This window comes from Thioclava sp. JM3, from assembly GCF_002213185.1.
Taxonomy (GTDB): Bacteria; Pseudomonadota; Alphaproteobacteria; order Rhodobacterales; family Rhodobacteraceae; genus Thioclava; species Thioclava nitratireducens.
This window is the reverse complement of sequence record NZ_NBOB01000003.1, coordinates 245,082-257,700: the sequence shown is the minus strand read 5'-3', so window position 1 is coordinate 257,700 and position 12,619 is coordinate 245,082. Positions and strand designations below refer to the sequence as shown.

At 65.2% G+C, this 12,619-nt stretch carries 12 protein-coding genes; 3 read left to right on the top strand and 9 right to left on the bottom strand.

Translation table 11 applies throughout. The features are described from left to right. Positions 1–65: 65 nt before the first annotated feature. Positions 66–2,330 carry an adenosylcobalamin-dependent ribonucleoside-diphosphate reductase gene (locus tag B6V73_RS07160; protein WP_075775614.1) on the bottom strand — a complete coding sequence of 755 codons (2,265 nt, stop codon included), beginning with the start codon at positions 2,328–2,330 and terminating at the stop codon, positions 66–68. Positions 2,331–2,489: 159 nt separating this feature from the next. Between B6V73_RS07160 and B6V73_RS07155 the strand changes: the two genes are divergently transcribed. After that, complete coding sequence (locus B6V73_RS07155; protein ID WP_075775615.1) at positions 2,490–2,915, top strand: DUF1489 domain-containing protein; 426 nt, start codon at positions 2,490–2,492, stop codon at positions 2,913–2,915. Here the strand turns inward: B6V73_RS07155 and B6V73_RS07150 are convergent. The 7 genes from B6V73_RS07150 to B6V73_RS07120 form a co-directional block, all read right to left on the bottom strand. Further along, positions 2,912–3,232 (bottom strand): hypothetical protein, encoded by a 321-nt coding sequence (locus B6V73_RS07150; protein ID WP_088724881.1) that lies wholly within the window; start codon positions 3,230–3,232, stop codon positions 2,912–2,914. The genes B6V73_RS07155 and B6V73_RS07150 overlap by 4 nt on opposite strands. A 113-nt stretch (positions 3,233–3,345) precedes the next feature. Beyond that, positions 3,346–4,953 carry a glucose-6-phosphate isomerase gene (gene pgi / locus B6V73_RS07145; protein ID WP_075775617.1) on the bottom strand — a complete coding sequence of 536 codons (1,608 nt, stop codon included), beginning with the start codon at positions 4,951–4,953 and terminating at the stop codon, positions 3,346–3,348. Positions 4,954–4,969: 16 nt separating this feature from the next. Next, entirely contained in the window at positions 4,970–5,641 is a 672-nt protein-coding gene (gene pgl / locus B6V73_RS07140; RefSeq protein WP_088724880.1) for a 6-phosphogluconolactonase, read from the bottom strand. Next, positions 5,638–7,092: a glucose-6-phosphate dehydrogenase gene (zwf, locus tag B6V73_RS07135; protein WP_075775619.1), complete on the bottom strand. Its 1,455-nt coding sequence runs from the start codon at positions 7,090–7,092 to the stop codon at positions 5,638–5,640. The genes pgl and zwf overlap by 4 nt, the downstream gene beginning before the upstream one ends. Positions 7,093–7,198: 106 nt before the next feature. Then, positions 7,199–7,699, bottom strand: a complete 501-nt coding sequence (locus B6V73_RS07130; RefSeq protein ID WP_088724879.1) for a DUF2478 domain-containing protein — start codon at positions 7,697–7,699, stop codon at positions 7,199–7,201. A 64-nt stretch (positions 7,700–7,763) separates the two neighbouring features. Next, positions 7,764–8,306, bottom strand: coding sequence for a PIN domain-containing protein (locus B6V73_RS07125; protein WP_088724878.1), 543 nt, complete (start codon positions 8,304–8,306; stop codon positions 7,764–7,766). Continuing rightward, a complete protein-coding gene (locus tag B6V73_RS07120; protein WP_088724877.1) occupies positions 8,306–9,514 on the bottom strand; it encodes a class I SAM-dependent rRNA methyltransferase in 1,209 nt (402 codons plus the stop codon). Before B6V73_RS07120 ends, B6V73_RS07125 begins: the two co-directional genes overlap by 1 nt. A gap of 240 nt (positions 9,515–9,754) precedes the next feature. Between B6V73_RS07120 and edd the strand changes: the two genes are divergently transcribed. Continuing rightward, on the top strand, positions 9,755–11,560 hold the full coding sequence (edd, locus tag B6V73_RS07115; RefSeq protein WP_075775623.1) for a phosphogluconate dehydratase: 1,806 nt from the start codon (positions 9,755–9,757) through the stop codon (positions 11,558–11,560). Positions 11,561–11,693: 133 nt separating this feature from the next. Then, the gene (gene eda, locus B6V73_RS07110) at positions 11,694–12,335 is read left to right on the top strand and encodes a bifunctional 4-hydroxy-2-oxoglutarate aldolase/2-dehydro-3-deoxy-phosphogluconate aldolase (RefSeq protein ID WP_075775624.1); all 642 of its coding nucleotides are present in this window, start codon (positions 11,694–11,696) and stop codon (positions 12,333–12,335) included. Positions 12,336–12,343: 8 nt separating this feature from the next. Here eda and B6V73_RS07105 read toward each other — a convergent pair whose 3' ends face one another. Next, positions 12,344–12,610: a hypothetical protein gene (locus B6V73_RS07105; protein ID WP_075775741.1), complete on the bottom strand. Its 267-nt coding sequence runs from the start codon at positions 12,608–12,610 to the stop codon at positions 12,344–12,346. Positions 12,611–12,619: the final 9 nt, after the last annotated feature.

Here is a 12,619-nt window from a genome sequence, read left to right as displayed (position 1 = left end):
GGAACAGAAAAGCCCCTGACCAGACGGTCAGGGGCAGATCTTTTCAAATCAATAGCCGGATCAGCTCAGCCGCATTTCGAATGGCCGCAATCGGCGCAGGTCATGCAGCCTTCGACCATCCGGAGGGCGTAGGAGCCGCAGGACGGGCAGGCCTTGCCGCGGGGGGCTTCGCCGATGGCCATACGGTCGGCCTCGGGGTCGGATTTCAGGCCCATGCCCTCGCCTTCGAGGAAGCCGATGGAGATCATGTGACGCTCGATGACGCCGCCGATCGCCGCGAGCATGGAGGGGATGTATTTGCCCTGCATCCAAGCGCCACCGCGCGGATCGAACACGGCTTTCAGCTCCTCGACCACGAAGGAGACATCGCCACCGCGCCGGAACACGGCCGAGATCATCCGGGTCAGCGCCACGGTCCAGGCGAAATGCTCCATGTTCTTGGAGTTGATGAAGACCTCGAAGGGACGGCGATGGCCGCCTTGGACGATGTCGTTAATCGTGATGTAGATCGCGTGCTCCGAGCCCGGCCACTTGATCTTGTAGGTCGAGCCTTCGAGCGCCGCGGGACGGTCCAGCGGCTCGGTCAGGTAGACCACATCGGCGCCCTCATCGACTTCCGGCGCGTCTTCGGACTTCTCGGAAACGCTGAGAACCGAGCCGGTGACGTCGTTCGGACGGTAGGTGGTGCAACCTTTGCAGCCGGTGTCCCAAGCTTCCATATAGACCGATTTGAACGCCTCGAAGGGGATATCCTCGGGGCAGTTGATGGTCTTGGAGATCGAGCTGTCGATCCATTTCTGCGCCGCCGCCTGCATCCGGACGTGGTCCATCGGCGCGAGCGTCTGAGCATTGACGAAATAGTCGGGCAGCGGTTTGTCTCCGAACTTGTCGCGCCACATCTGCACCGCGTAATCGACGACTTCTTCCTCGGTGCGCGAACCGTCGGGCTGAAGCACCTTGCGCTTGTAGGCATAGGCGAAGACCGGCTCGATGCCGCTGGATACGTTGCCCGCGTAGAGCGAGATCGTGCCCGTGGGCGCGATGGAGGTCAGCAGCGCATTGCGGATGCCGTGCTCGCGGATCGCTTCGCGCACGTCGTCATCCATCTGCATCATGTTGCCCGAAGCGAGGTATTTCTCGGCGTCGAACAGCGGGAACGGCCCCTTCTCCTTCGCGAGATCGACCGAGGCGAGATAGCTCGCCCGCGCGATCTGCTTCATCCAGGCTTCGGTTTGTGCCGCGGCCTCTTCCGAGCCATAGCGCAGGCCCAGCATCAGGAGCGCGTCGGCCAGACCGGTCACACCCAGCCCGATGCGGCGCTTGTTCTGCGCCTCTTCGCGCTGCTGCTCCAGCGGGAAGCGCGAGGCGTCGACCACGTTGTCCATCATGCGGATCGCAAGGCGCACCATCTCGTCGAGCTGCTCGGGATCCAGCCCGGCATCCGCCTCGAACGGGTTCGTCACCAGCCGCGCGAGGTTGATCGAGCCCAGCAGGCAGGCGCCATAGGGTGGCAGGGGCTGCTCGCCGCAGGGGTTGGTCGCGGCGATCTGCTCGACATAGTTGAGGTTGTTCATCTTGTTGATGCGGTCGATGAAGATCACGCCCGGCTCGGCGTAGTCATAGGTCGCGCGCATGATCTTGTTCCACAGATCGCGGGCGTTCAGAGTGTGATAGACCTTGTCGCCGTATTTCAGATCCCACGGACCATCCGCCTTCACGGCCTCCATGAACGCGTCGGTCACCAGCACGGACAGGTTGAACATCCGCAGACGGGCCGAATCCTGCTTGGCGGTGATGAAGCTCTCGATATCGGGGTGATCGCAGCGCATCGTCGCCATCATCGCGCCACGGCGCGAGCCCGCCGACATGATGGTGCGGCACATCGCATCCCAGACATCCATGAAGCTCAGCGGGCCGGAGGCATCGGCGGCGACACCCTTCACCTCGGCCCCGCGCGGACGGATGGTCGAGAAGTCGTAGCCGATTCCCCCGCCCTGCTGCATCGTCAGCGCGGCTTCCTTGAGCATGTCGAAGATGCCGCCCATGTTGTCGGGGATCGTGCCCATGACGAAACAGTTGAACAGTGTCACGGCGCGGCCCGTGCCGGCACCTGCGGCGATCCGGCCGGCGGGGAGATATTTGAAATCTTCCAGCGCGCCGTAGAATTTCTCTTCCCATTTCGCGGGCTTATCCTCGACCTCGGCCAAGGCGCGCGCGATACGCCGCCAGCTGTCTTCCACGGTGGCGTCGATCGGGGTCCCGTCCTGCTCTTTCAGGCGGTATTTCATGTCCCAGATCTGTTCGGCAATCGGGGCGGCAAAACGGCTCATGAGGTCCTCGTGGCAGCAGTTCGAGTGAGGTCAGAAATCGAAAGCCCCCGCCGCATATCGTGCGTCGGGGGCGGGCTGACACTATACCTAAGGCCTCCTCGCATGACCAGACGCAAATCGGACATTGCCGTCGCGGGAACGAAATCCTAGTTAAGGGGCATGGGTGACAAAGTGGTGAATCTGATAAAACTGTGCGTCGGTGCCGAGAAGGTCGAAGACCTGATCGCGTGGCAGGCCAGCCGATATGGCAAAGGGCCGGCGATGCATGTCACGCGCATGTGGCCGAAACGCGCGGACGAAATCCTCAACGGCGGGTCGCTGTACTGGGTCTTCAAGGGCGCGGTGCTGGCGCGCCAGCGCATTCTGGAACTGTCCGAGGTGATGGGCGCGGACGGGATCGCGCGCTGCGCCATCGTGCTCGACCGCGAGGTGATCCGGACAGAGGCCCTGTCGCGTCGTCCCTTCCAGGGCTGGCGTTATCTCAGCCCCGAGGATGCACCCCGCGATCTGCCCAAGGGCCGTGCCCGCGAAGAGGCTCTGCCCCGCGAGCTCGCCGTGGCGCTCTCGGAAATCGGCCTGCGCTAAGAGCCGAGCCAGCGTTCCGCCTCCGCCTGCACGGTAAAGATGCGGAACGCGCCGCCCTCGCCCTGCAAATCCGCCTCGGAGCGCATATCCTCCGGCACGACCAGCGCGCAGCGCCCGGCCTGACCGTCTTCGCAGCTTTGGCGCAGCCCGCCGATCAGTTCGGCCATGTAGCCATCGAAGCGCGGCGCGACGACGACCATCATCCGGTCCGCCGTGCCTACGAGGCGCATCGCCTCGGTCACGTCATGCTTGAGAACGGTGCCCGACGCGCGGAGTGCCGCGACGCCTTCGGGTCCATCTTCCATCTTCTCGATCATCGCGAAAATCCTTCACTCGAACCTTGGCGGGTGGAGCGTCCCGGCCTGCAAGATGAACGGAAGGATAACCGACGCGGTTCCGCCCGCAGGCGGGACCGCCGAACACGTTTGGATCAGCCGCGCAGCGACTGGACCCGGGCGACAAGCTGCCGGGTCGAGCCGTCCTTGCCCTCTCCCGCATCCTCGCCTTTGAGCACCGGCGCGAGCGCAAGCGCCAGTTCCTTGCCCAACTCCACGCCCCATTGGTCGAAGCTGTTGATGCCGAGGATCACGCCCTCGACGAAGACGCGATGCTCGTAAAGCGCGACGATCCCGCCGAAGACCTCGGGGGTCAGTTTCGGATAGAGCAGCGTCGTCGATGGCCGCGAGCCCGGAAAAACACGGTGCCGCGCCTGACGGTCCAGCTCATCGCCCTCGAAGCCTTTCTTGCGCATGATCTCGGTCGCCTCGGCCAGCGAGCGGCCCCGCATCAGCGCCTCGGATTGGGCAAGGCAGTTGGCCACGAGCAACATGTGCTGATGCGCCAGATCGGGCTCATGCCCCTCGGCCGCGACCATGAATTCGCAGGGAATGACCCGCGTACCCTGGTGGATCAGCTGGTAGAATGCGTGCTGGCCGTTGGTGCCCGGCTCGCCCCAGACGACGGGGCCCGAATTGTAAGGCAGGTTCTTGCCATCCATGCTCACGCGCTTGCCGTTGCTCTCCATCTCCAGTTGCTGAAGATAGGCTGGCAGCCGCGCAAGCCTTTGATCATAGGGCAGAACCGCACGGGTAGCGTAGTCGCAGAACTGGTTGTGCCAGATACCTACCAGCGCCAGCAGAACCGGCAGGTTGTCCTTGTAATCGGCGGCGCGGAAATGGGCATCCATCTTAGCGGCGCCTTTGAGAAAATCTGCGAAATCCTCCGGCCCGATCGCAATCATCAGCGACAGCCCGATCGGCCCCCACATCGAATAGCGCCCGCCAACCCAATCGGCGAACCCGAAGACCCGTGCCTCGTCGATGCCGAATGCGGCGGTCTTGTCGGCAGCGGTCGAGAGCGCTGCGAATTGCTGCGCCGGGTCCGCGACCTTCTCGGCCATCCAGCGCTTTGCCGTCTCGGCGTTGGTCATCGTCTCGATCGTGGTGAAGGTCTTGGAGGCGACGATCACCAGCGTCGTTTCCGGGCTCAGACCTGCCAGCGTGTCATGGATATGCGCCCCGTCCACATTGGACACGAAATGGCAGCGGGGACCGTCGTGATAAGGCGCAAGCGCCAGCGTCGCCATCGCCGGGCCAAGGTCCGAGCCGCCGATGCCGATATTGACCACATCGGTGATCTTGCCGCCCTCCCCCTTGAACTTGCCCTCGCGAACGTCGCGGGCGAACGCTTCCATACGGGCATAGGTTGCGCGGACCTCGGGCATGACGTTCTCGCCATCGACGAACACGTCCGTGTCGAGATTGCGCAGCGCGGTATGCAGCACCGCGCGGCCTTCCGTGTCGTTGATTTTCTCACCGGTGAACATCGCTTCCGCGCGGGCCGCGACGCCCTTCTCCTCGGCCAGCTTCACCAGCAGGTCGAGCGTTTCCGAGTCGATGTTGGTCTTGGAGAAATCGAACAGGAATGGCCCGGTTTCGCGGCTGAAACCGGACGCGCGATTGTCCTTTTCGAACAATTCCGCGATTTCGCGGGACTGCACGGATTGCGCCTTGTCGAGGAGGTCTTGCCAGATGGTCATCGGTGAAAGTGCTCCCTTATTCAGCCCAGTGCACGGTCGCGTCCTTGAGAACGGCGCGCACCGGCGCCTGTTCCACGGGGAGCTTTTCCGCCGCTTCGATCGCCGCGCGCTTCTCCGGCCCTGTGATCAGGATATGCGTGTGCATCGCATCGCGCAGCACCGGTGCCGAGAGCGTGATACGCGGCTCGCCCGCAGCTTCGGCGCGCATCGGCAAAAGGATCGGCGCGTCGTTCGACAACGCCTCTTTCAGGCGGTCGGCACCGGGGAACAGGCTCGCCGTATGCATATCCGCGCCCATACCCAGAAGCAGGACGGAGATCGGCAGATGCGGTTCGATCCCGGCGGCCAGTTCCGTCATTTTGTCCTCGGGCCGCTCCGCTTCAGCATAGAGTGGCACCAGCGTCGCCGCCGCCGCCCGGCCCGTCAGGAGCCGCGCGCGGATCAGGCGCGTATTCGACCGCTCCGAGGTTTCGGGCACCCAACGCTCGTCATTGAGCAGCACCGCGACCTTGGACCAGTCGAGATCGATATCCGAGAGGATATCGAATATCGGTCCGGGCGTGGAGCCGCCCGGCACCGACAAGGTCGCGCGGCCCTCGTTGTTGATTGCCGCGCGAAGCTGGCTCGCGATGCGGTCCGCAAGCCCCATCATCAGCATCTCGCGATCGGGGTAACTTTCGAAATTCATTCGCGAATCTCCCGCCAGCGGCGGCCGTCCCGATGCATCAGCATCAACGCGTCATCGGGGCCCGACGAACCGCTGTCATAGCTTTGAGGTTTGTCGCCGCGCGACTCCCAGCCTTCGATGATCGGATCGGTCCAGGCCCAAGCCGCTTCAACCTCGTCGCCACGCATGAACAGCGTCTGGTTGCCGCGGATGACGTCCATGATCAGCCGCTCGTAGGCGTCGGTGATGTCGGCCTCTTCGCCCAGAGCGTCCGCGAAGGACATATCGAGCGGCACCTGCACGAGGCGCATGCCGCCCGGCCCCGGCTCTTTGATCATCATCTTCAGGTTCATACCCTCGTTGGGCTGGAGCCGGATCACGAGCACGTTCTCGCGCCACTCGCCCTCGGCCTCGTCGAAGATCTGGTGCGGCGGCTGCTTGAAGGTGATCGCGATCTCGGACGTGCGGGCCCGCAGCCGCTTACCGGTGCGCAGGTAGAAGGGCGTGTTGACCCAGCGCCAGTTCGCGACATGGCATTTCATCGCGATATAACTCTCGGTCGTCGACTCCGGGTCCTCGGCATCTTCCAGATAGCCGGGCGCGTCCTTGCTCGCCACGTATTGGCCGCGCACGATATCGGCAGGTGCGACAGGCTGCAGAGCCCGGATCACCTTGAGTTTTTCGTCGCGCACCGCATCGGGGTCGAAGTGGTAAGGCGGCTCCATCGCGATCAGGCACAGAAGCTGCATCAGGTGGTTCTGCACCATGTCGCGCATCGCGCCCGACTTGTCATAATACGATCCGCGACCGCCTACGCCGACCGTTTCGGCGACCGTTATTTGCACATGATCGACAAATTGACTGTTCCAGAGCGGCTCGAACAGGATGTTGGCGAAGCGTACCGCCATCAGGTTTTGCACGGTTTCTTTGCCGAGATAATGGTCGATCCGGTAGATCTGTGTCTCGTCGAAATACTCCGCGAGGACGGCGTTGAGCGCCTTGGCAGAGGCGAGGTCGCGCCCGAAGGGCTTTTCCACGACGATCCGGGCATCCGGCCCCGCGATCCCGCGCTTGTGCAGCCGCTCCGCGAGGTCGCCGAACAGCGAGGGCGCCACCGAGAAGTAGAACGCGTTGACCGTGTCGCCGCGGACTTTCGATTTCAGATCATCCCAGCCGCCATCGCCTTTCGCATCGATCGCGACATAGTCGAGCATCGGCAAGAACCCGTCCAGCGCTCCTTCGTCGTCGCATTTGCTGCCACCGAATTCGGCGATCGCCGCGCGGACCTGATCGCGGAATTCATCCGGGGTCATCTCCGAGCGCGCGGCACCGATGATGGTGGAGCCTTCGGGAATCTGTCCCGCGCAATAGCGCCGAAACAGGCCGGGGAGAATTTTGCGATTGGCGAGGTCGCCAGTGGCGCCGAAAATCACCAGGTCGAAACGTTCGACGGGAATGACGCGCGAAACCATGGGCTGCTCCGTGTTTGGGGTCCGTTAGCGCTAACGACCCCCTTGTACTCACCTTAGCGGAACAAGTCTAGCATGGCAGCGGCGCGAGACAACGTAAGGGCGCGGATTAAGCGCTCTCACGCGAGAGAAATGCCTCAAGCGCCTGAATATCCGGCAGGATTTCTTCGGCCAAACCATCCGTGAACGCCGCGAAATCCGCGCGCGTTTCGGGCGGAACGGACAGAAGCACCGGAAAATCGGAGGCCATCGCCTGGGCGATCAGGTCGCGACAGCCGCGCCCCGCGGCTTCCTGTTTGCCGAACTTGTTGAGGATCACGATGGTGCCCGGTTGCGCCATCTCGAGCGCATAGCCTACCTGTGCGACGACCTCTTCGAGCGCACCCGCGTCGAGCGAACACGCCCCCGCGCCCTGCCCCAGATCCTGCGAAATTGTGCGGGTTTCGCCCTCGGGGAGGATGCGCAGATGCATCTCGCACTCGAACCGCTGCGGCACCTCGGCGCGCACCATGCCAATCACGTCGCGCCCTTGCGACAGTAGCCTGTCGGCGAGCTGGGCAAGGAGCTTGTCGGCCGCGCCGCGCTCTTGGCATGTGATGAACCCGATCATTGCGCCTGTTTGGCGAGGCTTTCGCGGGCGGTCAAGGGGCCACGCCCTGAGACGGAGCGCAAGATCACGCCGCCAGCGCCTTGCCGAAGCGCGGCAGACGCGCCCGTTTCATCAGCGCCCGGATCGGCTGCGGCTCGCCCGACAAACGCTCTGCCTCGGCGCGTACGGATTCGGTGATGGCACGCATCTGCTCGGGGTGCTCGGACAGAAGCTGCCAGAGGAACCCGTCCGGATCGCGCCGCTCCAGCCCCTCGCCCGCCAGTGTCCCACGCGGGAAGTCCTGCGCGTTGAAGGTCAGGATCGCATCGGCGCTGCCCGCGATCGCCACGCCCAGAACGTGCAGATCGTTTTCGTCGGGCAAGACCAGCCGGTCCTCGATCCCCGGCTGCGCCGCCACCTCGGCCTTCGGGAAGGTGGCGCGCAGCAGCGCGATCTCGCCCCGCGCAACCGCTTCGTCGGCGGGCGCGCGGCGCGCGGCGGCCCGCGCCCATTCCTCGAGAATCCGCGCCGACCAGAGCGGACGATAGAGCCCCGCCTTCGCCGCCCCGATCAAAATTTCGCGTAGCACCGTCGGGTAGAGCACGCAGGCATCGAGCACGACCCGCATCAGTCGAGCCGGAAGAACAGTGATTTCAGGTAACCTGATTCCGCCAGCTGCGGCAGCATCGGGTGGTCCGGCCCGGCATAACCGGTGTGGATCAGCTGCGCGGACCGCCCCGCCTTGCCGATGCCACGCGTGCAAGCTGCGCGGAATTGCGACAGATCGGCGGCGTGCGAGCAGGAGCACAGCACCAGATAGCCGCCCGGTTCGACCAGCGGCGCGGCCATCCGGGCGATCCGCTCATAGGCACGCAGCCCCGCTTGCAGCGCGGGCTTGGCGGGGGCGAAGGCGGGCGGATCGCAGATCACCAGATCGAACCGCTCATCTTCTTGACCCAAAGCGTCGAGCGTATCGAAGGCGTCCCCCTGACGCGTCGCGAACCGGGCGCTTGCGCCCATCGCCTCGGCGCCCTTGCTTGCCAGCTCGAGCGCCGACGCAGACGCATCGACCGACAAAGCGGATTGCGCGCCACCGGCCAGCGCGGCCAAGGCGAAGCCGCCCACGTGAGAGAAGACATCCAGCACCCGCGCGCCCTCGGCCAGCCGCGCCGCAAATGCGTGGTTCGGGCGCTGGTCGTAGAAAAGCCCAGTCTTCTGCCCGCCCATCAGATCGGCGAGGTAAATTGCACCGTTCATCGGCACCTCGACCGGGGCGTCGATCCCGCCACGGAGCGTGACCATCTCCTCGTCGAGACCTTCGAGATTGCGGGCCCGGCCCGCGCCGTTCTTGATGATCGTGGTGACGCCCGTGACCTCGGCCAGCGCGGCCTCGAGATCCGCGATCATCACCTCCGACCATGCCGCGTTCGGCTGGATCACCGCCGCGTCACCGAACCGGTCGATGATGACACCGGGCAGCCCGTCCGCCTCGGCATGGACCAAGCGATAGAAAGGCGCATCGAACAGGCGCACGCGCATCTCGAGCGCCCGGGCCAGCTTCACAGTGATCCAGTTGCGATCGATCACCGCCTCGGCGTCGCGGCTCATCACCCGCGCGATGATTTTGGAGTTCGGATTGACCGTAACCGTCGCGAGCGGACGGCGCTCGCCATCCTCCAGCGTCGCGATCGTGCCGGGCGCGATCGTCTTGGTGCGGCGGTCGGTCACCAGCTCGTCCGCATAAACCCAGGGAAAGCCGTGGCGGATCGCGCGGGCCTCGGCTTTCGGGCGCAGCCGGACGGTCGGACGGGTGGCGGGGTCTTCGGACTGGCTCATCGGGGGCTCCTTGCGCGCGCTGTCTCAGGCGCGGCCTTCCTAGCGCCAAGCGACCCGGCGCGAAAGGCCTCGCGCTTGCCGCATCCCCGCTCTGCCCCAGATAATCGACAAAGGGAACGGGTTGCGACGTTAGCGCTAACATGATAGCGAGGACGCAACCGCGATCCGCGCCCGCTGCGCGAGCGGCCCTTACGGGCTGCATGTTCCGCATCAGATGCATAGCAAGGAAAGGCCCCGCCGATGACCCTCGATGCCACAATCGCCCGTGTGACCGACCGAATCCGCGCCCGCTCCGAAGGCCCGCGCGGCGACTATCTCGCCCGGATGCAGGCCGCCGCCGATGCAGGGCCCGCCCGGGCGCATCTCAGCTGCGGCAACCAGGCCCATGCCTATGCCGCGATGGGAGAGGACAAGGACAAGCTCGCCGGCGAACGCGCCCCCAACGTGGGCATCGTGACCGCCTATAACGACATGCTCTCGGCCCACCAGCCCTTCGAAACCTTCCCGCAGACGATCAAGGCTGCGCTGCGCGAGGTGGGGGCGACGGCACAGGTCGCGGGCGGGGTGCCCGCGATGTGCGACGGCGTCACACAGGGCCAGCCGGGTATGGACCTGTCGCTCTTCTCGCGCGACGTGATCGCGATGGCCGCGGCGGTGGCGCTCAGCCACAACACCTTCGACGCGGCGCTCTACCTCGGCGTCTGCGACAAGATCGTGCCCGGGCTCATCATGGCCGCCGCGACCTTCGGGCATATCCCGGCGATCTTCATCCCCGCGGGGCCGATGACGACCGGCCTGCCCAATGACGAGAAGGCCAAGGTGCGCCAGCAATTCGCCGCCGGCGAAGTCGGCCGCGACGCGCTGATGGCCGCAGAGATGGCTTCCTATCATGGTCCAGGCACCTGCACTTTCTACGGCACCGCGAATACCAACCAGATGCTGATGGAGTTCATGGGTCTTCACCTGCCCGGCGCCTCCTTCGTGAACCCGAACACACCGCTGCGCGAGGCGCTGACGGTGGCAGGCGCGAAGCGCGCCGCCGAGATCACCGCGCTCGGCAATGACTACCGCCCGGCGTCGGAAGTGCTCGACGAGAAGGCCTTCGTGAACGGCATGGTGGGGCTGATGGCCACCGGTGGCTCGACCAACCATGTGCTGCACCTGCCGGCGATGGCGCGCGCCGCCGGGATCGTGCTCGATCTGGAAGATTTCGACGAGATTTCCTCGGTCGTGCCGCTGATGGCGAAAGTCTACCCCAACGGCCTCGCCGACGTTAACCACTTCCACGCCGCGGGCGGTCTGCAATTCATGATCCGTCATCTGCTCGACGCGGGCCTGCTGCACGAGGACGCCAAGACCGTCGCGGGCGACGGGCTGACCCGCTACACGCAGGAGCCGAAGATCACCGAGGACGGTCTGGTCTGGGAAGAGGCCGATCCCGAGAGCCAGAACGAAAAGATTCTGCGCAAACCCGCCGATCCGTTCCAGAAGACCGGTGGCCTGAAGCAGCTCGAAGGCAATCTCGGCCGCGGCGTGATCAAGGTTTCCGCCGTCGCGCCGGAGCGCCATGTGATCGAGGCGCCGGTCCGCGTCTTCAAGGAACAGCACGAGGTGAAGGACGCCTTCAAGGCGGGCGAATTCACCTCGGACACGATCGTCGTGGTGCGCTTCCAGGGACCTAAGGCGAACGGGATGCCGGAGTTGCACTCGCTCACGCCGACCCTCGCAGTGCTGCAGGATCGCGGGCTGAAAGTGGCACTGGTCACCGATGGCCGGATGTCGGGCGCATCGGGCAAGGTTCCCGCAGCAATCCATGTCTCCCCCGAGGCCGCCGATGGCGGGCCGCTTGCGAAGCTGCAGGACGGCGATATGGTGCGGCTCGACGCGACGACGGGCGAGTTGACCTGCCTGAGCGAAGGCTTCGAGAGCCGCGCGCCGGTCGAACCCGACCTCAGCGGCAACCAGTTCGGCCTCGGCCGCGAGCTGTTCGGCGCCTTCCGCACCCATGTCGGCCCGTCCACCAAAGGCGCCTCAGTGGTGCTTTGAGTTTTCTTGCCTCCGGCGGGGATATTTCCGCCAAGGCGAAAACAGGGTTCTGCTTTCGGCTTGGCAAGAAATATCCCCCGCGGAGCGTCCTGCCCTCTCCGCCCGCATGGGCGACCCAGACTGGAGTGATCCGATGACCCCGAGTGAACAATCCGCATCCGCCCGCAAGATCTGCGAACTGGCCCCGATCGTGCCGGTGATCGTGGTGAAGGATGTGGCCCATGCCGCCCCTCTTGCCAAGGCGCTCGTCGCGGGCGGCCTGCCTGCGCTGGAAGTGACGCTGCGCACGCCCTGCGCGCTCGACGCGATCCGCGCCATGGCCGATGTCGAAGGCGGCGTGGTCGGCGCGGGCACGCTGCTGACCCCCGCCGATGTGAAAGCCGCGAAAGCCGCGGGCGCGAAATTCGGCGTGTCGCCCGGCGCGACCGAAACGCTGGTGAAGGCCTGCGAAGATGAAGGCCTGCCGCTGCTGCCCGGTGCGGCCACTGCATCCGAAGTGATGAAGCTTCTCGAGATGGGTTACGACGTGCTGAAGTTCTTCCCGGCGGAAGCTTCGGGCGGCGCGCCTGCGCTGAAGGCGATCGGGGCCCCGATCCCGCAGGTCAGCTTCTGCCCGACGGGCGGCGTCAGCATGAAGAACGCCAATGATTACCTGAGCCTGCCCAACGTTCTTTGCGCAGGCGGCTCCTGGGTCGCGCCCGATGCAATGGTGCAATCGGGCGACTGGGCCGGGATCGAAGCGCTTGCGCGCGAGGCGGCGGCGCTGCCGCGCTAATCACCCTGCTAGGGACGACGCGCCCGCCAGCCGCCGCGCCGCATCGGCGGGGCGCTTTCGCGGGTCAGACCTTCTTCGAGCACCCGGGTCATCGGGTGCTCGGGCGGCGCCTGATACGCCGCGAGCACGGTGCGCATCGCTTCGCTCGCATCCATCCCCGGCCCGAGGCTCAACGCCCAGTCCATGAAGATCGAGCGGCACTCTTCCATAGTGATCCCGTCGATCTTGAAGCTCTCGCGGATCAGCCCTTTCGGGTCCGCCTCGCTCAATTCCATAAGTTTGCG